This is a genomic window from Stutzerimonas stutzeri (assembly GCF_002890895.1).
GTDB classification, from domain to species: Bacteria; Pseudomonadota; Gammaproteobacteria; order Pseudomonadales; family Pseudomonadaceae; genus Stutzerimonas; species Stutzerimonas stutzeri_AB.
In genome coordinates this window covers 93,854-118,522 of the sequence record NZ_POUL01000007.1, presented here as the reverse complement: position 1 = coordinate 118,522, position 24,669 = coordinate 93,854, and the positions used below count along the sequence as shown (strand labels likewise).

At 62.0% G+C, this 24,669-nt stretch carries 25 protein-coding genes; 15 read left to right on the top strand and 10 right to left on the bottom strand.

The features are described 5' to 3' along the window. The first annotated feature begins 138 nt into the window (after positions 1-138). The 3 genes from CXK96_RS14645 to CXK96_RS14635 all read left to right on the top strand — a co-directional run bounded on the left by CXK96_RS14645 (position 139) and on the right by CXK96_RS14635 (position 3,100). Positions 139-1,311 carry a zinc-dependent alcohol dehydrogenase gene (locus tag CXK96_RS14645; protein ID WP_102837171.1) on the top strand — a complete coding sequence of 391 codons (1,173 nt, stop codon included), beginning with the start codon at positions 139-141 and terminating at the stop codon, positions 1,309-1,311. A 124-nt stretch (positions 1,312-1,435) separates the two neighbouring features. Then, on the top strand, positions 1,436-1,960 hold the full coding sequence (locus tag CXK96_RS14640; RefSeq protein ID WP_102837170.1) for a transcriptional regulator: 525 nt from the start codon (positions 1,436-1,438) through the stop codon (positions 1,958-1,960). 207 nt (positions 1,961-2,167) lie between these two features. Next, entirely contained in the window at positions 2,168-3,100 is a 933-nt protein-coding gene (locus CXK96_RS14635) for an AEC family transporter (protein ID WP_102837169.1), read from the top strand. Positions 3,101-3,156: 56 nt separating this feature from the next. On the opposite strand, the gene CXK96_RS14630 is transcribed toward CXK96_RS14635, so the two are convergent. Together CXK96_RS14630 and CXK96_RS14625 are read right to left on the bottom strand one after the other, a co-directional pair. Beyond that, the gene (locus CXK96_RS14630; protein ID WP_102837168.1) at positions 3,157-4,104 is read right to left on the bottom strand and encodes a methyltransferase; all 948 of its coding nucleotides are present in this window, start codon (positions 4,102-4,104) and stop codon (positions 3,157-3,159) included. Positions 4,105-4,127: 23 nt separating this feature from the next. Beyond that, a complete protein-coding gene (locus CXK96_RS14625) occupies positions 4,128-5,576 on the bottom strand; it encodes an iron-containing redox enzyme family protein (protein ID WP_102837167.1) in 1,449 nt (482 codons plus the stop codon). A 189-nt stretch (positions 5,577-5,765) separates the two neighbouring features. Here CXK96_RS14625 and CXK96_RS14620 point away from each other — a divergent pair, with 189 nt between their 5' ends. Together CXK96_RS14620 and CXK96_RS14615 are read left to right on the top strand one after the other, a co-directional pair. After that, a complete protein-coding gene (locus CXK96_RS14620; RefSeq protein ID WP_102837166.1) occupies positions 5,766-5,984 on the top strand; it encodes a hypothetical protein in 219 nt (72 codons plus the stop codon). A 176-nt stretch (positions 5,985-6,160) separates the two neighbouring features. After that, positions 6,161-6,496, top strand: coding sequence for a PilZ domain-containing protein (locus CXK96_RS14615; RefSeq protein WP_102837165.1), 336 nt, complete (start codon positions 6,161-6,163; stop codon positions 6,494-6,496). Here the strand turns inward: CXK96_RS14615 and CXK96_RS14610 are convergent. Beyond that, positions 6,493-7,809, bottom strand: a complete 1,317-nt coding sequence (locus CXK96_RS14610) for an MFS transporter (RefSeq protein ID WP_102837164.1) — start codon at positions 7,807-7,809, stop codon at positions 6,493-6,495. The genes CXK96_RS14615 and CXK96_RS14610 overlap by 4 nt on opposite strands. A 255-nt stretch (positions 7,810-8,064) precedes the next feature. Between CXK96_RS14610 and CXK96_RS14605 the strand changes: the two genes are divergently transcribed. Further along, on the top strand, positions 8,065-8,760 hold the full coding sequence (locus CXK96_RS14605; RefSeq protein WP_102837163.1) for a dienelactone hydrolase family protein: 696 nt from the start codon (positions 8,065-8,067) through the stop codon (positions 8,758-8,760). A 225-nt stretch (positions 8,761-8,985) separates the two neighbouring features. Here the strand turns inward: CXK96_RS14605 and flhA are convergent, their stop codons facing one another. The 7 genes from flhA to CXK96_RS14565 all read right to left on the bottom strand — a co-directional run bounded on the left by flhA (position 8,986) and on the right by CXK96_RS14565 (position 16,222). Next, positions 8,986-11,082, bottom strand: a complete 2,097-nt coding sequence (gene flhA, locus CXK96_RS14600; RefSeq protein WP_102837162.1) for a flagellar biosynthesis protein FlhA — start codon at positions 11,080-11,082, stop codon at positions 8,986-8,988. Further along, on the bottom strand, positions 11,079-12,215 hold the full coding sequence (flhB, locus tag CXK96_RS14595) for a flagellar biosynthesis protein FlhB (RefSeq protein ID WP_102837161.1): 1,137 nt from the start codon (positions 12,213-12,215) through the stop codon (positions 11,079-11,081). Before flhB ends, flhA begins: the two co-directional genes overlap by 4 nt. Continuing rightward, positions 12,208-12,987: a flagellar biosynthetic protein FliR gene (gene fliR, locus CXK96_RS14590; protein ID WP_102837160.1), complete on the bottom strand. Its 780-nt coding sequence runs from the start codon at positions 12,985-12,987 to the stop codon at positions 12,208-12,210. Before fliR ends, flhB begins: the two co-directional genes overlap by 8 nt. Positions 12,988-13,007: 20 nt before the next feature. Beyond that, positions 13,008-13,280, bottom strand: coding sequence for a flagellar biosynthetic protein FliQ (locus CXK96_RS14585; RefSeq protein WP_019342009.1), 273 nt, complete (start codon positions 13,278-13,280; stop codon positions 13,008-13,010). Positions 13,281-14,262: 982 nt separating this feature from the next. Continuing rightward, positions 14,263-15,018, bottom strand: coding sequence for a flagellar type III secretion system pore protein FliP (gene fliP, locus CXK96_RS14575; protein WP_102837158.1), 756 nt, complete (start codon positions 15,016-15,018; stop codon positions 14,263-14,265). After that, positions 15,015-15,386: a flagellar motor switch protein FliN gene (gene fliN, locus CXK96_RS14570; RefSeq protein ID WP_046163473.1), complete on the bottom strand. Its 372-nt coding sequence runs from the start codon at positions 15,384-15,386 to the stop codon at positions 15,015-15,017. Before fliN ends, fliP begins: the two co-directional genes overlap by 4 nt. After that, on the bottom strand, positions 15,383-16,222 hold the full coding sequence (locus CXK96_RS14565) for a FliM/FliN family flagellar motor C-terminal domain-containing protein (RefSeq protein WP_102837157.1): 840 nt from the start codon (positions 16,220-16,222) through the stop codon (positions 15,383-15,385). The genes fliN and CXK96_RS14565 overlap by 4 nt, the downstream gene beginning before the upstream one ends. Before the next feature lie 434 nt (positions 16,223-16,656). Between CXK96_RS14565 and CXK96_RS14560 the strand changes: the two genes are divergently transcribed. The 9 genes from CXK96_RS14560 (at position 16,657) to flgN (ending at position 24,429) form a co-directional block, all read left to right on the top strand. Continuing rightward, on the top strand, positions 16,657-18,042 hold the full coding sequence (locus tag CXK96_RS14560; RefSeq protein WP_102837258.1) for a sigma-54-dependent transcriptional regulator: 1,386 nt from the start codon (positions 16,657-16,659) through the stop codon (positions 18,040-18,042). A 22-nt stretch (positions 18,043-18,064) separates the two neighbouring features. Beyond that, positions 18,065-18,385 (top strand): flagellar hook-basal body complex protein FliE, encoded by a 321-nt coding sequence (locus CXK96_RS14555; RefSeq protein ID WP_102837156.1) that lies wholly within the window; start codon positions 18,065-18,067, stop codon positions 18,383-18,385. A gap of 20 nt (positions 18,386-18,405) precedes the next feature. Beyond that, positions 18,406-20,085, top strand: a complete 1,680-nt coding sequence (gene fliF, locus CXK96_RS14550; protein ID WP_102837155.1) for a flagellar basal-body MS-ring/collar protein FliF — start codon at positions 18,406-18,408, stop codon at positions 20,083-20,085. After that, positions 20,057-21,124 (top strand): FliG C-terminal domain-containing protein, encoded by a 1,068-nt coding sequence (locus CXK96_RS14545; protein ID WP_102837154.1) that lies wholly within the window; start codon positions 20,057-20,059, stop codon positions 21,122-21,124. The genes fliF and CXK96_RS14545 overlap by 29 nt, the downstream gene beginning before the upstream one ends. Before the next feature lie 6 nt (positions 21,125-21,130). Beyond that, the gene (fliH, locus tag CXK96_RS14540) at positions 21,131-21,829 is read left to right on the top strand and encodes a flagellar assembly protein FliH (protein WP_102837153.1); all 699 of its coding nucleotides are present in this window, start codon (positions 21,131-21,133) and stop codon (positions 21,827-21,829) included. A gap of 1 nt (position 21,830) precedes the next feature. Then, complete coding sequence (gene fliI / locus CXK96_RS14535) at positions 21,831-23,162, top strand: flagellar protein export ATPase FliI (RefSeq protein WP_102837152.1); 1,332 nt, start codon at positions 21,831-21,833, stop codon at positions 23,160-23,162. Then, positions 23,159-23,584 carry a flagellar FliJ family protein gene (locus CXK96_RS14530; protein ID WP_102837151.1) on the top strand — a complete coding sequence of 142 codons (426 nt, stop codon included), beginning with the start codon at positions 23,159-23,161 and terminating at the stop codon, positions 23,582-23,584. The genes fliI and CXK96_RS14530 overlap by 4 nt, the downstream gene beginning before the upstream one ends. 132 nt (positions 23,585-23,716) lie before the next feature. Continuing rightward, complete coding sequence (flgM, locus tag CXK96_RS14525; protein WP_102837150.1) at positions 23,717-23,992, top strand: flagellar biosynthesis anti-sigma factor FlgM; 276 nt, start codon at positions 23,717-23,719, stop codon at positions 23,990-23,992. After that, positions 23,989-24,429, top strand: coding sequence for a flagellar protein FlgN (gene flgN, locus CXK96_RS14520; protein ID WP_102837149.1), 441 nt, complete (start codon positions 23,989-23,991; stop codon positions 24,427-24,429). Before flgM ends, flgN begins: the two co-directional genes overlap by 4 nt. The last annotated feature ends 240 nt before the right edge of the window (positions 24,430-24,669 follow it).

Genomic DNA, 24,669 nt, shown 5'->3' with positions numbered 1-24,669 from the left:
AAAATCTGATAGCACGCACGCCGTATACCCTGCCGCATGGCAGCAGTCGGGTCAGGAGCAGCTGCCGCATCGCGGCGAAATCATCAGGAAGAACCACCACGGCGGCGTTTTCGAACACCGAAGCAGGAGATTTTTCCAATGAGAGCCCTTCGCTGGCACGGCAAGCACGATATTCGCTGCGACAACCACGTACCCGACCCGTCGATTGAAGACCCCCGCGACGCCATCATCAAGGTGTCGTCCTGTGCCATTTGCGGCTCCGACTTGCACCTGTATGACGGTTTCATGCCCGGCATGCAGCACGGCGACATCATGGGTCACGAGTTCATGGGCGAGGTGATGGAGGTTGGCTCGGCGAACAAGAAGCTCAAGGTCGGCGACCGCGTGGTAGTGCCCTTCACCATCGTCTGTGGCGAGTGCGACCAGTGCCGGCGCGGCAATTTCTCGGTGTGCGAGCGCACCAACCGCAACAAGGACGTGGCCGACAAGGTGTTCGGCCATACCACCGCGGGGCTGTACGGATACACCCACCTCACCGGTGGCTATGCCGGCGGCCAGGCCGAATTCGTCCGCGTACCCTATGCCGATGTCGGCCCCGTCGTGGTGCCCGATGGCATGACCGACGAGCAGGTGCTATTCCTCGGCGACATCCTGCCCACTGGCTGGCAGGCTGCGGCTCAGTGTGACATTCAGCCCACCGACACCGTGGCCGTCTGGGGCGCCGGGCCGGTCGGCCAGTTCGCCATCCGCAGCGCGATCATGATGGGCGCCGAACAGGTCATCAGCATCGACAACGTGCCCGAGCGGCTGTCGATGGCCCGTGCCGGTGGCGCCATCACCATCAATTTCGACGAAGAAAGCGTGCTCGAGCGGCTCAAGGAGCTGACCCGCGGCAAGGGGCCGGAGAAATGCATCGATTCGGTGGGCATGGAGGCACACGCCGCGCGCTCCATCGACTCCATGTACGACCGCGCCAAGCAGGCGCTGATGATGGAGAGTGACCGGCCGCACGTGCTGCGCGAAATGATCTATGTCTGCCGCCCGGCCGGCATTCTCTCCATTCCTGGCGTCTACGGCGGCCTGATCGACAAGATCCCCTTTGGCGCGGCGATGAACAAGGGCCTGACCTTCCGCATGGGGCAGACCCACGTCAACCGCTGGACCGATGATCTGCTCAAGCGCATTCAGGAAGGCCAGATCGACCCCTCGTTCGTCATTACACACAGCGTCAGCCTCGAGCAGGGTCCGGAGATGTACAAGACCTTCCGCGACAAGCATGACGGCTGCATCAAGGTCGTTCTCAAACCCTGAGCCAGACCCTGTGAAAACGGCTGCGCTCGGCCTCTCGCCTTGCCTAGTCATCGCTCGCGGCGTTTTCACAGGGCCCGAGAGTGCCGTGCTCGCAATCTGAGGCGGCTACTGAGGAGGAATTTTCATGAGTGTTCCCCATCGTGTTACCCGTACCAACCACTCCGCCCGTACGCTGGCGCGTGGCCTCGGCTGGTTCAGCATCGGGCTGGGTCTGGCCGAAGTACTGATGCCGGGCAAGCTGGCCCGTTTTCTCGGCGTGCCCGACAACGAGGGCCTGATTCGCGCCTGCGGTGCGCGGGAAATCGCCACCGGCGTCGGCCTGTTGCTGACTGACGATCCCAAGCCGTGGATCTATGGCCGCATCGGCGGCGATGCACTGGATCTTGTCGGCCTTGGCTTGAGCATCGAAAACGGTACCGAACAGGTCAACGCGGCCATCGCCGCTGGCGCTGTGGCTGGCATTACCGCGCTGGATATTTCCTGTGCCAAAGCACTGGCAAGCGAAAGTCAGCTGGTCACTGAGTGGGATTACAGCGACCGCAGCGGCTTCCCGCAGGGCGCCGATGCCATGCGCGGCCGTGTCGAAGCAGAGTTTGCGGCCGGTCGTGCAGAGCCGAACGGGTATCCGGTGTCGACGTTGTTGCATTAGATCGGGGCTAGGCTGTCGTCAACTGGGCGAGGTCGGGTGTGGGTTGGACGTTTTCGCTCATCGCCATTAAGCGAAACGTTCAGCCGATGCCTCTTCGCCTGTCGTGTAGCGATCCGCCTCTAGTCATGCGGTAAGCCATTTTTTGCTAAGGTCTGCTACCCCGCCCTATACCCCCACACTCCGGCGGTCACCACCCGATGAGAGTCCATGTCCGCCGTCGTTAACGTCGTCCTGCCGGTTTTTGCGCTGATCTTCCTCGGTTTTATCTGCCGTCGCACTGGCCGCATGGGGCCGACGGGCGCCTCCGAACTCAATCGTTTCGTGGTCTGGCTGGGGTTGCCGGCGCTGCTGTTCAGCGTGGTCGCCAATTCCACCTGGGAACAGCTCTGGCAGCCGGGCTTTATCACGGCGTTCTCGGTGGGCTGCCTGGGCGTATTCGGCTTTACGCTCGGTTATCGACTGTTGCAAAAGCAGCCGCTGGCCGATGCCAGTCTCGATGCGCTTGGGGCGTCCTATGCGAACACTGGCTACATCGGCATTCCGCTGTGCATGCTGGTGCTGGGTGACGAGGCGCTGCAGCCGGCCATGGTCGCCTCGATCATTGTGGTATGCGTGCTGTTTGCCATTGCTCTGGCATGCGTGGAGACCGGGTTGCACGCCGGGCAGGGCTTCAGCCGAACGCTGCGCAAGGTCAGCGTTGCACTGCTGCGTAACCCGCTGGTGGTGGCGCCGATGCTGGGTGGGTTATGGGCGGCAAGCGGGTTGGCCCTGCCGGTGCCGGTGGCAACACTGCTGAAGTTGCTGGGTGCGGCGGCGGCGCCCTGTGCGCTGGTTTCGCTGGGATTGTTCCTCGCGCAGCCGCAGCCCGGCGGCAAGGTCAGCGGGGTATGGCCGCTGGTCACGTTGAAGCTGGTGGTACAGCCGCTGGTCACCTGGTTCCTGGCTTTTCAGGTCTTCGAGCTGCCGACCCTATGGGCCTATTCGGCGCTGTTGCTCAGTGCGTTGCCCACCGGCACCGGGCCTTACATGCTCGCCGAATTCTATGGGCGCGAAGCGTCGCGGGTGTCGCGTGTGGTGCTGCTATCGACGCTCGGCTCGCTGATCACCCTATCGGCCTGCCTTGTGCTGCTGCCTGTGTAGGGTGGAAACCGCCAAGCGTTTTCCGCGCGGTGTCGGTTCAGGTGCCGCAGGCCGCTTCAAGCAGCCGAACGGGTCACTTCCAGCACCACCGCAGCGATGCGGTCGCACTCGGTATAGGCGCCGTCGAGCAGCTCCTCACCGAAGACGTCGGGGTCGACTTCGCGGTATCGCCATTCCAGCCCATGGCCTTCGAGGCGTTGCTCGATCTCGCGGCGGAACGGGTCCTGATTGCCCTTCATCGCCACACCGGTATAGAGCAGCAAGGTGCCGCATGGCGCGAGGCGCTGCAGCGCACCGTCGAAAATCGCCAGGGACAGTCCGGCGCCCAGGGGTCCACCACCGTGGCGATAGGCGCGCTCGTCCGGATCGACCAGATAAGGTGGATTGGCCAGGATGAGGTCGAATTCGCCCTCGATGTCATTGAGCAGATCGCTGTGGCGTGCCTTGAGGTTGTCGGCCCCGGCGAGTGCCGCGTTGGTGCGGGTCATGCGCAGCGCGGCCGGGTTGATGTCGACCGCCAGGACTTCTGCCTGGGGCCGCGCCAGGGCCGTGAGAATCGCCCCGGCGCCCGAGCCGCAACCGATGTCCACCGCGCGCCCGATCTGCCCTTTGTGGTTGTTCAGGTGGGCCAGGATCGCATTGGCGAACCGATAGGTATCGGGACCGAAGAACACCGCGTCCGCTGCGTCGGTGGGGTAGGCCGAGTGCACGAACAGCTGGCCGTCGAGGCTCGACATTCGCACGCGGCTGCGCCAACGGGAATCACAGGGTGCAAGCACGCCGGCCTGATCCATCAGGCTGAAGATGGCAGGTGGCAGCAGCTCATGCTGGAAGGGTCGGCTCCAGCCAAACACGCCTTCCAGGTCGTTCGCCAACTGATTTTCCACCCGAGCATTGACCCGTTCATGGGTCAGTGGCGTGGGGGTGATGAAGTGGTAACCGCGCTCGCGCAGCGCCTGAGCCAGGTGCAGCAGCGCGCGGTCCTGGGCAGTTTCCGTGGTCATGTGAGATCCCTGGCGAATTCGCCTCAGTTGAACAATCCAGTAAAGATGCGGGTGGCCAGCAGCCCTGCCGCGCTGTGATGGCGGGTCGGCGCCAGCAGTGGCAACAGGTGACGCATGCGCGCCTCGCGTGTCGGCAGCTGTGTCAGTTGTTGTTCGAGCAGCAAGGTTTCCTGATCGAAGTCGCTGACCGGCGTGTCCTGCTGCACCAGTGCCGGCTTTGCCGGCCGCTCGGCTGTCATTCGCCGGCGGCTGTTGAACGGCACCTGCCGTTGCGCCAACGACGGGTGCGGTTTGCCGCGGGTAGCCGGCTGCTCAGCGAGCCAGTCGCCGGCAATCCAATCGTGGATCAATTGCTGCTCGTGACCACTGAAAACCCCGAACATCGGCCCCTGTTCTCCGGTAATCAGCTGCCAGAAGCGGCTGTTTTGCGGATCTTCGTGGCGCTTGATCCAGCTGCGGCGTTGCAGCGTCTCGATGAATTGGGGGATCAGCTCTGGCTCGGCAAGCCACTGGTTCACGGTACGGCCGTCGAAGCGGCAGTAGTCGGAGTGCACGAACTGCCCAACGCCGGCCTTCTTTTCCAGCACCCGCATCACTTCCTGCTCGGGATCGAAGCCACCGATCACCGAAAGCGTGCTCGCACCGAGATCGTTGAGGCGATAGCCATTGATGACACGGCGATAGAACTCGTCGCCGTCGCCCACCTGGGGCCAGGCGGCGAGCAGGCCCTGAATGGCCTTCTTCGCATGGCCGTTGTCGGCGTTGTCGACCGTCACATGCAGGGTGAAGTAATAGGGGTCGATGCCCAGCTCGGTGAGTTCGTACGAACTGATCAAGAGATGCAGCGGAAGCTGCTCGTAGCCAAGATTGAAGCCGATCACCTCGGGCAGGAACTGCTCGGCGTGCTCGGCCAGTGCCAGCTGGATCGCTCCCTGAACAAAGTTGTCATCGTCCAGGTTCTGCCAGTCGTCGCAGCCCTGGCTGGCGAGCAGCTTGCGGTACAGCACCACATGATTCTTTTCCGGCTGGCCTTCACCCAGCTCTTCCAGATAGGTCTGGATCAGCGAGGTGAAGCGCGCGTCGTCCCAGCGTTGCAGCAGGCCATAGAGCCAGGCACCGTCGACCAGCTTGGTTGGCGCCACGCCACGCAGAAAGTGCAGGGCATGGGCCTTGCTGGTGAAATAGCGGCGTGGTCCGCCGGCGCGACGTTCGTCGAGGTAGGCCTGGTACTGACCGCCGATTTTGGCGGTATGCGCGTCCAGCCAGTCCCCAAGCCCGGCCGGATCTGGCGGCAGATCGCAGGACAGCGCGGATGCGGCGTCCAGCTGGGCATTGAGGTAGTCAGCAGCGCGGTTACGCACGGCGGTATCGTCGGGAGCGTCGAGCAGGGCAAAGTAAAGCGCCCTGGAAGGCGCTGCCACCTCGCATGTCACGGGCGTGGTGTCGACGGGCAGGCTTCGAGTCAGTTGCATAGATTCACACGGCGGCAGTGGGGAAATCCCCAGATGATTTTTTGGCCGTCATCAGGCCGGATTAGTTCAGCGTGTCTGCCGAATGGCCGGTCTTCTCGACAACACTGCATGCAACTTCTGCGATCGCGCGTCTTCCTAACCTATGGGGATGCCGAGCGGTGTCCGAATGTGCAACCAGACGGAGGTCCCATGAATCAATCCGAACGCGGCAAAGAGAACCTGGAAACGATCAACGATCGCAACGATGAGCGTGTCGATCAGGCGAGCAGAACCAGCAATGGCGAAGCCGCCGGAGGCGATCGCGACGACGTTCCAGGCGGTGCCTACAACGTCCCGCCGGGGATGGCTGACGATGTCAGTGAGGAAGAGGCGCTCAAGCGCAACAAGCAGGACCGCCCCGAGCGCTGAGCAACGGCGGAGCGGAGGTTTGGCCCCGCTCCGCTAGCTGAAAAAAAGCTGGATAGGCACTTAATTTCTGCTGTGTTTCGGTCGCTTGCAGGCAGTAGGTACACCGCATGCCGTCGTGCCGGGGAGCACGCTCTCTGCTGCAGTGCTGCGGAATAAAGGACTGCCAGAGCCTCGCCATGCGCCAACACAGCCGACTCACCTTTCGCCATCTCAGCCGTATTCAAGTCACCAACCGCCTCAGCGGCGACCCCATGGGCTACGTGGCCGACCTGTCGATGGGCGGGCTGCGCCTGGTCGCGAAGCAACCCCTGGGCGTGAACGGCTGCTACGAAATGTGCCTGCATGTGCCCACCGTAGGCGATCGAACCCGTGAAGTGCAGGTCGTGGTGCTGTGCCAGTGGGTACGCAAGGATTCCCGCCGTGACAGTTTCGAAATGGGCTTCTCCCTGGACCGGCCGAGTGATGAATACACCCGGCTGATTGGTGAGCTGATGCCCAGGCGGCGCGACTAGCGATTCACCACCTTTGCCGGCAGCGCGATCACCAGCAGCGAGCCGAGCACCAGACACGCCGCGAAAAACCAGAGTGCCGCACCGCTTTCCCCGGTGAGGTCGAGCGTAACGCCGATCAACGTATTGCTGACCAGTCCGGCGATGTTCGCCAGGGAGCAGGCCAGGGCAAAGCCGGTTGCCGCCGCGGTGCCGGTGAGAAAGGTGGCCGGCAGGCTGAAAAAGACCGGAACCGCGCCAATGATCGCCGCTTGGGCGATGGAGAACAGCAGCACCGTTGCCATCACGTTGTCGGTGAAGGCGGTACTGGTGGCCATGGCTGCGGCGCCGATCCAGAACGGCAGGATGATGTGCCAGCGCCGCTCGCGGAAGCGGTCGGAACTGGCGCCGAGCACCAGCATGCCAATCACCGCGGCAATGCTGGGCACTGCAGTCAGCAGGCCAATCTCTGAAACATCACTGACACCGGCATTGCGGATAAAGGTCGGCATCCAGAAGCCCAGCGCATAGGCGCTCAGCAGGATCGCGAAATCGATGCCACCGAGCATCCACACCTTGAGGTTGAAGAAGCCCTGACGAAAAGTTTCGCCGCTGGCCGGGCTCTGCGCCTCGTCGACGGCCAGGTCGCGCAATACCTGGCCCTGCTCAGTGATGTCCAGCCAGCCGGCGCGCTTTGGGCCGTCGGGCAGCAGGCGCAGCGCCAGCAGTCCGAGCAGCACGCTGGGAATTCCCTCGAGCAGGAACAGCCACTGCCAGCCGCGCAGGCCCTGAACCTGATCAAAGGCACCGAGAATCCAGCCGGACAAGGGCGCGCCGATCACGCTCGACAGCGGCAGGCCGATCATGAACAGCGCGATGATCCGCCCACGGCGGTAGGTGGGAAACCATAGCGTCAGGTAATAGAGCACACCCGGCAGAAAGCCCGCCTCGGCGATACCCAAGAGAAAACGCACCACATAAAACTGGTTAGGCGTGGTGACCGTCATGGTGCAGGCCGACAGCACGCCCCAGGTGATCATGATCCGCGCGATCCAGACCCGCGCGCCGACGCGCTTGAGGATCAGATTGCTGGGCACTTCGAAGAGGATGTAGCCGACGAAGAACAGGCCCGCCCCGAGGCCGAATGCCGCTTCGCTGAGCTGCAGTTGCTCGGCCATCTGCAACTTGGCGAAGCCGACATTGATGCGGTCCAGGTACGCCGCCAGGTAGCAGAAGCAGAGGAACGGGATCAGCCGCCAGGCAATCTTGCGATAGAGACGCGGGTCGTTCGGCTCGCCGTGGGCGGCATGGGAGTCGGGCGCGGGCGCCTGGTGCATCGGTCGTCTCCGTGTCTGTTGTGCTCAAGCCGGCCTTGCATGTTAGTGGAGGCGGGCAGCCGAGTCAGAACTCTGACCCAAGACACACGGCAGTATGTTCCTCATCGCTTTTGTCGAGTTCTCGGTTGGATCTTGTGCCGCAAAAGGCTAAGCGGCGCGAACTCGAGTCCCTCTGTTCCTGTCGCACCTGTTCGACCGGTGCTCTTCGGCGCCCCTGAAACGTGTACGGCAACTCGCCACCCAACGGAGACAGGCATGACTTCACAGTGGATCGACATTCCCGCGCAAGACGGCAAGACCTTCAAAGGCTACCTGGCGCTGCCACCGGCCGGTCACGGCCCCGGCATCGTGCTGATTCAGGAAATCTTCGGTGTAAACGAGCACATCCAGTCGGTGGCCGATCAGTACGCCTCCGATGGTTACGTGGTGTTGGCCGCCGACCTGTTCTGGCGTAGCGAGCCGGGCGTCAAGCTCGGTTATGACGGCGACGACTGGGAGCGTGCCTTTGCCCTGATGAAGGCGCTGGACTTCGACCTCGCCATCGATGATCTGCGCCGCAGCGCCGAGCTGCTTCGTGGGCGCGACGACTGCAATGGACGTGTAGCCTCACTGGGCTACTGCATGGGCGGCGTGCTGTCTTATCTGCTGGCGGCCAACTCCGGCGTCGATGCTGCGGTCTGCTACTACCCCGGCAGCATCGAGAAGCGCCTGGATCAGGCCGAACGGATTACTTGCCCGACGCTGTTCCACTTCGCCGAAGAAGACGACCACATCGACAGCGACGCCGTCGCCGCCGTACAGGAAAAGATGACGCAGGTCGGGCAGGCCGAGATCGAGACCTACCCAGGCGTCGACCATGGCTTCAACTGCTGGGCGCGGCCAGCCTACAACCAGAACGCCGCGGCACTGGCCCATGGGCGGAGCCTGGTGTTCCTGGCGGAGAATCTTTAAGCAGTCGAAGCGGCTTGTGTCCTCCCTGAAGCCACGAAGGGCCCTTGATCGCGAGCAAGCTCGCTCCTACATAAGCAGCCCGCACGGACAGTGAGCGGGATCGCCGTTCCGCACTTGTAGGAGCCAGCTTGCTGGCGAACCTTGGTCGTTCGGGCAGGCCGCTGACGGTCAGCACGAAACTGGGCGCCTTTGGCCGTCTCACGACGGGCCAAGGGCTGCGACTGGTCAACCCAGCGTCCCAAGTATGTTCACCCCGACCCGATCCGGAATCTCGTTCTGCGATAGCACGTGCAGGCCTGGGCTGAATACCCGTGCGTAGCGTGACAGCAGCGGACGCAGCTGCGGCATCACGGTGAGGATCGGTGGGTGGCCGTCCTTGCGCAGCTTTTCCTTCACCACCGGCATGCTGTTCTGCAGTTGGTTGAGCAGGCTCGGCTCCACCGGAATGTTGTCCAGGCTTACCTGGCCGGCTTGCTGGGCAATGGCCAGTGCATTGAGCAACGTATTTTCCAGCGCATTTTCCAGCACGAAGACCGCCAGTTCGCGACGATCACCGGCAATCATCGAAACGATGCTGCGGCGTAGGGCATAACGTACATCAGCCGCCAGCAGCACCGGGTCCTTGGTGGTTTCGCTGCATTCGAGCAGGGTGCTGGCGATGGTTTCGATGTCGCGCAGCGGCACTTCTTCCAACAGCAGCTGACGGTACACACGCATCTGTTGGGTGTAGCTCAGGGCGTTCTTCAGGCTTTCGGCCAGCTTTGGCGCCTGCAGGGTGAGGCGCTGCATCAGGTGCTCGACGTCATCGTGCTTGAACAGATCAGGCAAGTGCTCGCGCACTACCTTATTCAGGTGCGTGGCGACCACGCTGGCGCAGTCGATGACCTGATAGCCGAGGTTCAGTGCGCGCGACTTGTCCGACGGCTGAATCCACACGACCTGCATGCGATAAGCCGGGTCGGTGCCGAGAATGCCGTCGATCTCGCCATAGAGTTCGGGCGACGGAATCGCCATCAGGCGGTCGGCGTGCAGTTCGGCGCCGTCGATCTTCTCGCCATTGATGTAGATGTCGTATTGCGAAGCCTTGAGCCGCAAGCTGTCGCGGATCTGTACTTCGGGTAGCAAAAAGCCCAGGTGTTCAGACAGGGTCTGTCGCACGCCACGCACCCGCGCCGGCAGCGGTGCACCAGAGGCTTCGTTGACCAGCCCGACCAGTTTGTAACCCAGCGAAATCGATAAGCGCTCGACCAGTGGAATGTCTTCCCAGGCCAGGGTCTGCGCTTTTTCCTTGTCCATCGCCTGACCGATGGCCTGGATTTCCTTCAGGTCCGCACCAGCCGCAGGCGGCTCGTGCAGGGACACCCGCCAGCCAATGAAGCCGATCAGCGCGGCAAAACCGATAAACGCCAGGTGGGGCATGCCCGGCACCATGCCGAGTACGAAGAGGATGCCGGCCACGGTGTACAGCGAAGCCGGGTTGGCCAGCAGCTGGCGCTGGACCTGGCTGGTGATGTCGCTGGATTCGTTGATCCGGGTAACGATGATTGCTGCCGCAGTGGACAGGAGCAGCGCCGGGATCTGCGCCACCAGGCCGTCACCGATGGTCAACAGCGCGTATTGCTTGAAAGCTTCGCCAGCGGCCAGATCATGGACGAATACGCCAATGGCGAAACCGCCGAAGAGGTTGATCAGCAGGATCAGGATGCCGGCGATGGCGTCGCCGCGAACGAACTTCGAGGCGCCGTCCATTGCGCCGTAGAAATCGGCTTCCTTGGCGACTTCCTGGCGGCGCGCCTTGGCTTCGTCGTTGGTCAGCAGGCCGGCGTTGAGGTCGGCGTCGATGGCCATCTGCTTGCCCGGGAGGGCGTCCAGGGTGAAGCGTGCGGTCACTTCGGAGATCCGCTCGCCACCCTTGGTGATCACGATGAAGTTGATGATCATCAGGATGATGAACACCACCAAGCCGACGATGAAGTTGCCGCCGATGACCACCTCACCGAAGGCTTCAATCACCTTACCCGCCGCGCCCGTGCCGGTATGGCCTTCGAGCAACACCACCCGCGTGGACGCGACGTTGAGCGTCAGGCGCATCAGCGTGGTGATCAGGATCACCGTCGGGAACAGCGAGAAATCCAGCGGACTTTTCGATGACACGCTGACCAGCAGCACCAAGATCGACATGGCGATGTTGAAGGTGAACAAGACGTCCAGCAGCTGCGGCGGCAGCGGCAGGATGATCATCGCCAGAATCGACAGGATGATCAGCGGGATCCCAATCCGACCGCTGCTGAAGGTCGGGGTCAGTTTCTGAATCAGACTCATGATCGTGCTCGGTTGAACAGTTCTTCGGGAATATGAATGTCGCTGGCCAGCCTGGGCTTGGCCCGGCGACCCTGTTTCCAGGCCTTGAGCTGGAGGATGTAAGTCAGTACGTGGGCGACCGCGGTATAGAGCGGCGCCGGAATCTGCTGGTTGACCTGGGTGCTGAAGTAGATCGCGCGCGCCAGCGGTGGCAGCTCGACCACTTCCAGATTGTTGGCCTGAGCCAGCTTGCGGATGTACAGCGCGGTTTCATCGACACCACGCGCGATGACGAAGGGCGTCTCGGCTTTTTTCGGGTCGTACTTGAGCGCCACGGCGTAATGCGTCGGGTTGACGATCACCACGTCCGCGTCCTTGATCACTCGGCTGATCTGCCGTTGGGCCAGCTGGCGCTGCAGCTGCTTGATCCGCGCCTTTACTTCGGGGCGGCCTTCCTGGTTCTTGTGCTCTTCCTTGCGCTCCTGCTTGGTCATGCGCATTTTTTTCAGGAAGAAGAAGCGCTGCAGCGGGATATCGATCAGCGAGAACAGCAGGAAAACCATCAGCAACGCGATCGCCAGGTCGAACGTCAGCGAAAAGGCACTGCCGATGGCGTTGCTGATGTCGCTGCGTTGCAGCGCGATCAGCTTGGGCGCGGCGTAATAGAGCTGGCCGATGGCGACGCCGAGCAGGGTGGTGATCTTCAGCAGTGACTTGAGCAGCTCGGTCCAATTCTGCGCGCCGACCATCCGTCCTAAACCGGTAATCGGGTTGAGCTTGCTGAACTTGGGGGCGAAGTTCTTCGAAGCGAATACCCAGCCGCCCGGGACCAAGGCGAAGGCGATCACCAAAATCGGTGTCACCAGCAACGGCAGCAGCACGCTGATGAATACCAGCAGGTTGTGGGTGAGGATCAGCTGCAGGTCATCAAGCGTCATCTCGCTGTGATGAAAGTTGATGTACGAGTAGCTGAACGCCTGTTGCAGGCCATCGAAAAAGAAACCAAAGCTGAATTTGAGCACCAGCAGCGTCGCCAGCAACGAGACAGTGGTGGCGACGTCCTTGGAGCGGGTGACCTGGCCATCGTCGCGACTCTTCTTGAGTTTCTGCTCGGAGGCCTCTTCTGTTTTGTCCTGGGTGCTGTTCTCAGACATTGCGGCCGCTCCGCAAGATCTCGCCGATGTTGCCCAGCAACTCGCGGGTCAGGTGCAAGTAGGCTTCCGAGAGGTTGGGCAGGGTCAGGTAGATCAGCGTCAGCCCGGCGATGATCGCCATGGGGAAACCCAGGGAGAACAGGTTCATCGCTGGCGAGATGCGGTTGAGCAGACCGAAGCAGAACTGCACCAGCGTCATGCAGAAGACGATGGGTAGCGCGATCAGCAGGGCGGCGGAAATGACCCAGCTCAGCGACATCGCGATGGTCTGCAGGCCGTCGAAATGGATGCCGCTGCCGATCGGCCAGAAGATGAAGCTCTGATAGATGATGGTGACGATTACCAGGTGGCCGTCAGTGGCGAAGAACAGCAGCGCCAGCAGGATGAAATACAGCTGATAGACAATCGAGGCCGACGACACACCGTTCATGGGGTCGTTGAACACCGCCATCGACAGGCCGAGCTGGGTGGAGACGATATCACCGATCAGGGTGAACACCGTGAATACCAGCATTAGCGCTACGCCCAGCAGCAGCCCCATAGCGATCTGCTCCAGTGCCGTGAGGATGCCCTTCATCGACAGCGGGTCGATGGGCGCGGTCGGCGGCAGGGCGGCGGTGAGCACGACCGTCAGGGCTATGGCCAGCAGTACGCGCGCGCGGATGCTCAGCGATTTGTGGCTAAACATCGGCGCCAGGCTGAACACGGCCATGATCCGGCAGAACGGCCACCAGTACCCCAGCAGCGACTGCAGGTACTGACCGGCCTGCATGATGGGTTCGTTGCCCACGGCTAACCGACCAGCCGCCCGGCTTGGGTGAATGTTTCGATGAACAGATCGCTGAAAGTGCGCAGAATCCAGTGCCCGGCGAACACCAACATGCCGAGGGTGATCAGCAGGCGGGGGAGGAAGCTCAACATCTGTTCGTTGATTTGGGTGGCTGCCTGGAAAATGCTGATCAGCAGGCCGCCGAGCAGGCTCGGCACCACCAATACGCAGACCACCAGCACGATAACGTGGATGGCGTTGGAGACGATGTTGACGGCGGTATCGGGGGTCAGCATGGGAGCACCTGGGAGGTGAGGGCTGGTTTGCAGCTCAGAGCTGCAGTGCTGCATCTTTGTAGGAGCGAGCTTGCTCGCGAAGCTTTTTGGCTTTGGCTTTGGCTTTGGCTTCGAGCGATACCTATTGCCGATGTGGGCTGAGGCAGTGGTTTCGCCCTGCTGGGCGAGTCCCTTTTGGCAGTCGCCCCAAAAGGAACCAAAAGGTCTTGCCCCTGCATCCGGGTCTCGCTGCGCTCGACTTCCCTCATTCCATCGCTGCTCCGAGGGTCGCCGCGCAAGGGCCATCCATGGCCCTTCACGGCTCTCGCGGCATCCATGCCGCTCGCCCCTCTACGCAGCGATTCCATTCGGCCTCCTGAAAGGGGCGATTCGGTGGTGTTTGATGGGCCGTGCAGCGAAGCGGTTGTGCGAGTTTCGGCCGATCGTAGGGTGGGTAACGCGAAGCTTACCCACCGCTTTTTGGAGGCGAAGTTTGATACCGAGCGACGTATCAATTGCGGTGGAAAATGCTTCGCAGTTTTCCACCCTACGAAGCCCGCCGAAGATTGAAGCGCTTTGTTGCTGTTGCCATTCAAGAACTTCCAGACGGCTCGTTCCCGGGTCCCCTTCAGGAGGCCGAGCGTAGGCGTTGCGTAGGGGGTCGCGAGGCATGGATGCCGAGCGAGGAGCGATGGGCCAGGGATGGCCCTTCGCGACGACCCCCGGAGCAGCGCCGGAGCGAGGGAAGTTTTGCGCAGCAAAACCCGGATGCAGGGGTGGCCTTCTTTTTGGTTACTTTTTCTTGGCCACACAAGAAAAAGTGACGCGCCGTGCAAGGCGCAACCTGTAGTCCCAGCCGAGGAAAGCGCGGCGTCGTGCATGAAGGTCTGCGCCAGCGCCTGATCGCAAGAAAAGACTGGGCGTCCCATCACGCTGCTACGAGAAGCGATAGATCGTTCGGCCGCTGAGGCATAGGAGGAGCGATGACTCATCTCAGCGTCCCCTAAAACGGCTGAATACTGGTGGTCAGGGTCCCCATCAACAACGCCCACCCATCGACCAACACAAACACCATCAGCTTGAACGGCAACGAAATCATCATCGGCGAGAGCATCATCATGCCCATCGCCATCAGCACGCTGGCGACCACCAGGTCTATCACCAGAAACGGCACGAAGATCATGAAGCCCAGCTGAAACGCCGTCTTCAGCTCGCTCAGCACGAACGCCGGCAGCAGCAGGGAAAAGTCCAGGTCGTCGAGGTTCTCAGGCACTTCCTCGCCGGCCAGCGACACCATGGTCTCCAGCGAGGTCTTGTTGGTCTGCGCCAGCATGAAACCCGACAGGCTGGTCTTGGAAACGTCGAGCGCGTGCTCCAGGCTGATCTCGTCGTTCTGGAAGGGCTCGAAGGCGGCGCTATGAATCTCCTGCCAGACCGGGCGCATCACCAGCAGGGTGACGATCAGCGCGATACCGATCAGCACCTGGTTCGGTGGGCTCTGTTGCAGGCCGATGGCCTGGCGCAGGATGGCCAGCACGATGATGAAGCGGGTGAAGCAGGTCATCATCATCAGCATCGCCGGCAGGAAGCCCAGCAGCGTCATGATGATCAGGATCTGCAGCTTGATGCTGAATTCCTGGCCGTTCTCCGTATCGTTCAGGTTGAACAGAGTGATTTCGCCGCCGGCCGCCTGTGCCGCCAGCGGGAACAGGCCGATCAGCAACAGGCACAGCAGCGACAGCCCGCGACGCAGATTCATTGCGTCAGCGCATCCAGACCGACGCCAGACAGTTCGACGATGCGCAAGCCGTAGCTGCCATTCATCACCACCACCTCGGCCTTGGCGAACAGGGTGCCGTTGACCTTCACGTCCAGCGGCTCGCCGGCCACCTTGTCGAGGACGATGACGCTGCTGGTGTCGCACTCCATCAGTTCTTTCAGCGAAATTTCAGCCGACGCCACTTCCAGCGTGACGTTGACCGGAATCTTGCCGAAGAAGCTCAGGTCCTGACGCGGTGCCTGGGGCTGTGGGGCTGGTGCAGCGGCCGGCTCATCGGTGCCGTCGAGGCTCAGGTCGCCCTCGTTGATGAGGTTCTCGAATTCGTTGTCGGACAGTTGACCGGTCATTGGGATTTCACGCTTTCAAGTGAAGTGAGGAACAAGGCGCCGTCTTCTTCGAAGACAGTCCCCCGGAAGAGCTTCTGCTGGTTGATGCGCACCTCGTAACGATCCAGCGGGCGCACCATGAGAATGTCGTTGAGCTGCAGGGCAAGCACTTGCGACAGTGGCATCTGTACCGAGGCGACCACGCAATCCAGCCGTACCGGCAGGTGTTTGATGTGATCAACCGGGTTGCCTGTCAGCCGAGCAGGTAACGGGCCGGCCAGGCGACTGGTCAGTTCATCGACCAGATCGGTGTCCAGATGAATGAAGATCGATGAACGGCTATTGGTCAAATGGCTGATGTATTCGAACTCAGCAACATATTCCCAAGTTGTTTCTTCGTAATCGTTTTCGTAGCGCTCAAGTTCGCCAAACGTATCGCCGGATAATATTGAACGCGCAAAGATATAAGTCAGATCAAGTCCCAGTCGATCACGCATCCGTTGTTCGGAGGTGCTGATCGGCGGTGCTTCCTGACTGGGCACTATGGTGCCGCCGTAATAGCACTCGAGTGCCTCGGTAAGCAGTGCCCGATCAATTGAGAAACCAACTTTTCCCATCGGCGATCGATAAATGCACTCCGGCGCTTTGTTTGCCGGCTCTTGCACATCCACCTTGCTCAGCTCGAGGCTGATCCGGTAATTGCGCAAGAAGTAATCGCCCATCAAGCGTGGGTTCTTGTTGGTGGTTTCCTTGATGAACTGAGGAATCTTGTGATGATGCCGGCCAAGCTTCTGCGGTTTCAAAACAGTCAGGCTTTGGGCGGGCACGCCATGGTGGACTTTTGAATTGCCAGACATGTTGTGAACGGTATTTCCTGGTTCTTGCACGGCGAGCACGGGCCTGTCGCGCGGGAATAAGCAGAAGAGTGTTTGGCCAGGGCGGGGTTGCGATGCCTGAGGTCACGGGCATGGCTCTAGCGTGCCGCCAGTCTAGGCTTGGGCGCGAGGAAGGATTAAATCAATAGGTATCAATTGATCTTTTTTGAGATCAGCTATGAGCAATTGATTTAATTTTAGCGGAACTGATTGGGCGGTTCCGGGCGGGCTTGTTAGCGTGCGCGCAATTGTTTCGAGGACAGTCGGTGTCGGATCCATCTCGTACGGCGAGTTGGACAGACAGGGCGACAAAAGTTCCAAAAGACTTAAATAATTTTTTCAGCGAATCCGGCGTTGTGTTCAAGCAAAAGCCTGACGGCGCCAAGGTGGTCACATTGAACAGTGTCAGTCATGCAATGAACTACTCCCGCGAAGAGCTATTCGCTCCAGCGCCGGCGCGCAAGAAAATCCTTATTGTCGGTAACCCCGCCCAAGCGGGTTGCGAGTTCCTTGAAGCAGGTTTGCGGAAGGAAGGTTGCGCGGTCTTTCTACATGCCGATCTAAATGATCTGGATAGTGCAGCCTTGAAAGGAACGTCACTGGTTTTCGTTGTGATCAGCGGGATTCAGCAGCCGGCCTTATATACGCAGATCGATTCACTTATTCGCCGTGGGCGCTCGGTCAGTGTTATTCCGGTCGTGCAGTATGCCGATCAGGAAAAGGCGGCCGCTTTACTTGAGCTGGGTTGTGTCGACTACTTGTTGTCGCCGTTCAGCGAAAGTCAATTAAGCGCGTTGTTGCGCCGCCAGGAATTCGCTGACGCCGCGCAGGAAAGTTTCGTCTCCTGTTCCCAGGCTGGCCGCCGCCTACTCGCCATGGCGCAGCGTGTATCGCTGACCCGAGCGCCGATCCTGATCACCGGTGAAACCGGCACTGGCAAGGAGCTAATGGCGCGTTACATCCATCGTTTCTCGGCCAGCGCCGATGCGCCTTTCATCGCGGTGAACTGCGCCGCTATCCCTGAACAGATGCTCGAATCGATTCTGTTCGGCCATGAAAAGGGCGCCTTTACCGGTGCAGTGACGGCCCAGCCAGGCAAATTCGAGCTGGCCAACGGCGGCACCTTGTTGCTCGATGAAATCGGTGAGTTACCGCTGGGGCTGCAAGCGAAGCTGCTTCGCGTTCTGCAGGAGCAGCGCGTGGAGCGCCTCGGCGGGCGCAAGGAAATCGAACTCAACGTACGCATCATCGCCGCGACCAACCGCGATCTGCAGGCGGAAGTGGCGCAAGGGCGTTTCCGCGCCGACCTGATGTTCCGTCTCGACGTGCTGCCGCTGCACATCTGCCCGCTGCGTGAGCGCAAGGAAGACGTGCTGCCGCTGGCTCGCCGCTTCGTGGCCAAGTACGCGCCGCAGGAAGCCGACGAAGAACTGTTCACCAGCGATGCCTGCCGCGCCTTGCTGCAGCACGACTGGCCGGGCAATGCCCGCGAGCTGGAAAACACCGTGCAACGCGCTCTGGTGTTGCGCAATGGCCTGTTCATCCAGCCGCAGGATCTCGGGCTGGCCGCACCGCCTCAAGCCGAAGTGCGCAGCGAGCGGCTGCCGCTGCCCGCGGTCGAGTCCGGCAAAGCCGCCCTGCGCGCCAGCGGCAAGTGGGCCGAGTACCAGCACGTGATCGACACCATCCGCAAGTTCGATGGGCACAAGACCAAGGCGGCGGCCAGCCTCGGCATGACCTCACGCGCCTTGCGCTACCGCCTCAATGCCATGCGCGAGCAGGGCATCGAGCTGAATTTCTGAGTTTTACAAGGGAGAGCCAGCGATGAGTTCAATCACTCAGGTGCAGCAGGATCTGCTGGGCCGGATGCAGCAGCTTCAGGATGTCGCCAGTGGCACGACCATCAAACCGGCTGACCAGGCGGCGCCCGATGCGGGCGGGATGTTCATGGCGGCGATGCGTTCGGTCGATGCGCAGCAACATCAGGCTGGCGCTGCCATGGCCGCGGTGGACAGCGGCAAGAGCGACGATCTGGTGGGCGCCATGATCGACAGCCAGAAGGCCAGCGTGTCGTTTTCCGCGTTGCTGCAGGTGCGCAACAAACTGACCACGGCGTTTGACGACGTCATGAGAACGCCGCTTTGACCCGGCGTGAGAGCTAAGACGTGCTGCAGAAAATCAAAAGCAAACTGCCCGCCGGCGGCCTCCAACTCGACCCGCGGGTAACGCTCGCCGGCATGGCAGTAATTGCCGCCGCGCTGGCAGTCGCCGTGGCCTTCTACCTGTGGCGCGATAACGGTTCGTTCCGTCCGCTGCATGGCGCCGGAGAGGCCTTTCCGGTCGCCGAGGTGATGCAGGTGCTCGATGCCGAGGCTGTGCAATACCGCATCCATCCCCAGAGTGGCCAGATTCTGGTGCGCGAGGATCAGCTGTCCCGGGCGCGCATGCTGCTTGCCGCCAAGGGCGTGAAAGTTGCCCTGCCGGCCGGCTACGAGCTGTTCGACAAGGAAGAGCCGTTGGGCACCAGCCAGTTCGTCCAGGACGTGCGGCTCAAGCGCAGCCTCGAAGGCGAGCTGGCGCGCACGGTGATGTCGCTCAAAGGCATTCAGCATGCCCGTGTGCACCTGGCGCAGGAGGAGAACAGCTCCTTCGTGGTCAGCAAGCGTGCGCCGAGCACGGCGTCGGTGATGCTGCAGCTGGAGCCCGGCTACAAGCTGGGCGCCGATCAGGTCAGTGCGATCATCAATCTGGTGGCCGGCAGCGTGCCCAACCTCAAGCCCGAAGATGTTGGCGTGGTCGATCAATACGGCGCCCTGCTGTCGCGCGGCTTGAATGTCGGCGGTGGCCCGGCACAGAACTGGGGCGCCGTGGAGGACTATCAGCAGAAGGCGGTGGCCAATATCGAAGAAGTGCTGGCGCCGGTACTGGGCAGTGGCAACTACCGCATCAGCGTCGCGGCCGATATCGATTTCAGCCAGAAGGAAGAGACGCTGCAGTCCTATGGCGAAACCCCGCGGCTGCGTCGCGAGGTGCTGAGTAACGAAAGCGCGCTCGATCAGCTGGCGCTCGGTGTGCCCGGCTCGCTGGCCAACCGGCCTGTCGCGCCGCCAAAGGAAGGCGAGGAGCCCAAGCCGGTCAAGGGCGAAACCAAGGGTGCGACCTCCCTGCGCGAGGAATCCACCCGTCAACTGGACTACGACCAGAGCGTGATCCATGTGAAGCATGCCGGTTTCACCCTGCGCCAGCAGAGCGTCGCGGTGGTGCTCAACGCCGCCGCCGCGCCAGAAGGTGGCTGGGGCGACGAGGCCCGCGCCGAACTCGAGGCGATGGTGCGCAGCGCGGTTGGCTTCAAGCAGGCGCGTGGCGACCTGCTGACCTTGAGCGTGCTGCCCTTCGCCAGTGTGGAAACCACGCTTGATGAGGTGCCCTGGTGGGAAAACAGCCAGGTGCATGCTTTGGCCAAGCTGGGCGTTGCCGGCCTGATCGCGCTGCTGCTGTTGCTGATTGTGGTGCGCCCGGCAGTGCGCAGCCTGACCCAGCGCAGCGCGCCAGTTGAGACCGATCCGGTGGCCCTGGAAGGCACCCTGACGGGGATGCCGGGTCCGCTGCCGATCGAGGCGGAAACGCGCGCAGCACTGGCCAGCCCGCGACCCAGTGGCGACGGCATACACGTATTCGGCGAACTCAATCCGCTCTCGGAAATTCGCCTGCCAGCGCCCGGTTCGGGGCTGGAGCTACAGATCGAGCATCTGCAGATGCTTGCCAAGAACGACCCGGAGCGCGTTTCGGAAGTCATCAAGCATTGGATAGGCCGCAATGAAAGAGAACTCAACCCAGCCAGCTGAGTCGGCGACCGGCTCGAGCAAGGAAATCAAGGCGCGCCCGGTGCAGTTGCGCTCGGTGAGTTCGCTGGACCAGGCGGCCATCCTCATGCTGAGCATGGGCGATGACATTTCGGCCGGCATCCTGCGCAACTTCTCCCGCGAGGAAATCATCAGCATCAGCCAGGCGATGGCGCGTCTGTCCAACGTCAAGCAACCGATGGTCTCCGATGTGATCAGCCGGTTCTTCGATGACTACAAGGAGCAGAGCAGCATCAAGGGTGCGTCGCGCACCTACCTGTCCGGCATGCTCGGCAAGGCGTTGGGTGGCGACATCACCCGTTCGCTGCTCGACTCCATCTATGGCGAAGAAATTCGCGCCAAGATGGCGAAGATGGAGTGGCTGGACCCCAAGCAGTTCGCCGCGCTGATTGCCAAGGAGCACGCGCAGATGCAGGCGGTGTTCCTCGCTTTCCTGCCGCCTGGGATGGCCACCGACGTGCTCGAGTGCATGCCGGCCGAGCGTCAGGACGAGCTGTTGTACCGCATCGCCAACCTGAGCGAGGTCAACAGCGACGTGATCGCCGAGCTGGAGCAGCTCATCGATCGCAGTCTGCAAGTGCTCACGAACCAGGGTTCGCAGGTGCGGGGCGTGAAGCAGGCCGCAGACATCATGAACCGGTTCAAGGGCAATCGAGACCAGATGTTCGAACTGCTGCGCGCGCACAACGAAGAACTGGTCGGCAAGATCGAAGATGAAATGTACGACTTCTTCATCCTCTCGCGGCAGAACCAGGACGTGCTGCAGACCCTGCTCGAAGTGATCCCGCTGGAAGAGTGGGTGGTTGCGCTCAAGGGCGCCGAGCCGGCGCTGGTCAATGCCATCCAGGGTGCGCTGCCCAAGCGCCAGGCTCAGCAGATGGAGTCGATCAACCGTCGCCAGGGCCCAGTGCCGCTGTCGCGGGTGGAGCAGGTGCGCAAGGACATCATGGCCGTGGTTCGGGACATGTCCAACGAAGGCGACCTGCAGGTTCAGCTGTTTCGCGAACAGACCGTCGAGTAAGCGCCGATGAGCATCAAGATCATCAAGGGTGAAGGCCGCTCCTGGCGGCCGTTCCGCTTCCCGCCTCGCGTGCGCACCGCCTCTGAACTGGCCGACAGCGTGGCCGGTGACCCGGCGGCGCTGCAGCGCGCCGTTGCCGATGGCTTTCAGGAAGGCATCGACAAGGGCTACGAACAGGGCCTGGAGCAGGGTCGTGAGGCCGGTCACCGCGAAGGTTTTGAGCGCGGTGTCGAGGACGGCAAGGCGATCGGTCGTGAAGAAGGGCGGGTCATGGGACGTCGCGCATTCGACGAAGCGGCCCGGCCGCTGGATGAACTGGTCGAGCGCTTTGAGCACTTCCGGCAGGAATTTGAACAGGCGCGTCGCGAGCAACTGCTGGAGCTGGTGCAGAAGGTTTCCAAGCAGGTGATCCGCTGTGAACTGACCCTGCATCCGACGCAGTTGCTGACCCTGGCTGAGGAAGCCCTGGCGGCCATGCCGGGTGATCAGGAAGACGTGCGCATCTTGCTCAACCCCGAGGAATGCACCCGGATCAAGGAGTTGGCACCCGAGCGTGCGGCGGCCTGGCGTCTGATCCCGGATGAAAAGCTGGCGCTCGGCGAGTGCCGTGTGATCACGGCGCAGGCCGAAGCCGATATCGGCTGCCAGCAGCGCCTTGATTCATGCATGGACACGCTGGGCGAGCACATCAGGGCGGAAGCCTGAGATGTCCCTGCGCGAGAGCTTCCGGCTCGACGAGGCGTTGCGCTCGCTGGACACGGTGCAGCTGGCGAAGGTCAGCGGCCGGCTGGTGCGCGTCTCCGGCATGCTCTTGGAAAGCCTCGGCTGCCAGCGCATGACCGGCCAGCGCTGTTTCGTCGAACAGGGCGACGGCAGCATGCTCGAAGCGCAGGTGGTGGGCTTCAACCGCGACATCACCTACCTGATGCCCTTCAAGAAACCGGTGGGGCTGACCTCCGGATCGCGCGTATTTCCGGCGCCGGATGATGCCAAGCTGCATATCGACGAATCCTGGCTGGGGCGTGTGGTCAACGGCCTCGGCGAGCCCTTGGACGAGATGGGCAAGCTCAGCGGGCGCGATCCGCTGCCCACCGAGCTGCCTTCGGTCAATCCGCTCAAGCGCAAGCCGGTCAGTGAACCGCTGGACGTCGGCGTGCGGGCGATCAATTCCATGCTCACCCTCGGCAAGGGCCAGCGCGTCGGCCTGTTCGCCGGTTCCGGCGTGGGCAAAAGCGTGCTGCTGGGCATGATCACGCGACAGACCAAGGCTGACGTCGTGGTGGTCGGGCTAATTGGTGAGCGCGGACGCGAGGTGCAGGAGTTCCTGCTGCATTCGCTGGGCGAAGAGGGCCTGAAGAAGGCCGTGGTGGTGGTGGCGCCGGCCAACGAATCGCCGCTGATGCGTCTCAAGGCCACCGAGCTTTGCCACAGCATCGCCGCTTATTTCCGCGACCAGGGCAACGATGTGTTGTTGCTGGTCGATTCGCTGACCCGCTACGCCATGGCCCAGCGAGAAATTGCCCTGGCCCTCGGCGAGCCGCCAGCCACCAAGGGCTATCCGCCGTCTGTGTTCGGCATGCTGCCGGAGTTGGTCGAAAGCGCCGGCAATGGTGCCAACGACAACGGCAGCCTCAGTGCGCTGTACACGGTTCTCGCCGAGGGCGACGACCAGCAGGACCCGATTGTCGATTGCGCGCGTGCAATTCTCGATGGCCACATCGTGTTGTCGCGTCGATTGGCGGACGCCGGGCATTACCCGGCTATCGACATCTGCGCTTCGGTCAGCCGCTGCATGAGCCAGGTCGGCCAGCCGCCGCACCTGGGCGCCGCGCGGCAGCTCAAGGAGTTCTACAGCACCTACGAGAAGATCAAGGAGCTGATCCCGCTGGGTGGCTACAGCCCTGGCGCAGACATCAAGACCGACCGCGCCGTGCAGCTCGCACCCACCATCGAACGCTTTCTGCGCCAAGAAGTGGGCGAGGCGGCGGAGCTGGAAACCAGTCTCACCATCCTGCAAAGCATCATCAGGAAGCCATGAAGCAGCAGATCGAAACGCTCACGCGCCTGGCCAGCCTGCGCGGCAACCGGGTCAAGCAGATGCTCGGGCAGGTTCAGTATCAGCAAAACCTCTGCCAGCGCTATCGCAACAACATCACCGGTCTCAGCCGCCTGTGCGGGTTCTCCGTGCCGATGAGCACGCCGCTGCAACGCGACAATCAGCAGCGCTACAAGGCCACGCTGTACAAGATGGTCGAGCTGCAGCGGCGCGAACTGGCCGTGGCCGAGCAGGCGCTGGTGCGTATCCAGCAGGAGCTGCTGCAGGCCATGCGCAGCGAGAAGGTGGTTGAGCATGTGATCGACGCCAAGATGCAGCAGTGGCAGCAGCTGCTCACGGCGCAGGAACAGAAGATTCAGGACGGTCTGGCCGCGCAGACCTGGTGGCGCAATCAGATCGCCTGAGTAGGAGTGCCTGAACACGGCGCTTGGAAACGGCGTAAGGCGGCCCGCCTGTCAGCCCTAGCAAAAAAACATTTAAGGTTTGCGCCTTAGCGGTCGCTTGTTTGGCAGTAACCACTGAGTTGGAACGAAATCATGGAAATCAGCCGGCAGTTCAAGCCCGCCATTGCAATGCCCACCGAGACCGCTTCGGCGCGTCCGGCCAGTGCGCGCCCCACGGCCCAGCCTGCTGCGCGTCCGGCCACAAGCCTGCCGCTGGAGCAGATGCACGACGCCCTGCGCGCCATGCCCGAGGTCGATCTGGACCGGGTGGCGGCCATCAAGCAAGCGCTGCAGCGCGGCGAGATCTCTACCGACGTGGGTGATCTGGCCAGCAGCATGCTCAGCTACCACCGCGGAAACGATGCGTGAGCCAGCGCGATAAGCTGCTGGCAGTCGTCGATGACGATCTCCAGCAGGATTGCGGCGATTACCTCGCCTTGCGCGAGCTGATGCAGGCGCTCTACGGACGTCTGCTCGAGCGCGACGTGCCGGAGATCGACCGCATCAACCTGCAGATCACCTTGCGTGTCGAAGCCATCGCCGCGCGCGCCCAGCGACGCAGCAAGGTGCTCGCGGCTTTCGGTCTGGAAACCTCAGGTGTTGGCATGCGCCGCCTGCTGTCCAGCTGCACGGGTGAGCGCGGTGACTCCCTTCAGCAGCATTGGCGGCAAGTCGGTGATCTCGCTGTGCAGTGTCAGCAATTCAACGAGCACAACGGCAAGCTGCTCGCCATGCATCACGACATTCTTCAGCAGCTGCTCGCCGGTGGGCAGGATGCGCGGCTGTATTCGCCGCAGGCCTATTGAGGCGCAAAGACATTCGTCCGCGCTTCTGCGGATGCTCAGCTCCCGTTAGCGGCTTCAGCCACAGCTCCCTTCAGCCGTACGCCCACAGCGATCCACACCACGACAGCGTGTAAGAGGCGCCTTGCCGCGACAGGCCTATCGTCACCATCAAGGAATTAATCCTTTTCGGTTTGGCCTTTAACTGCCTCACTGCTGACGTCGCCTTTACAGACAGATGCTCCGCCCGCGTCGAGGCGGAAA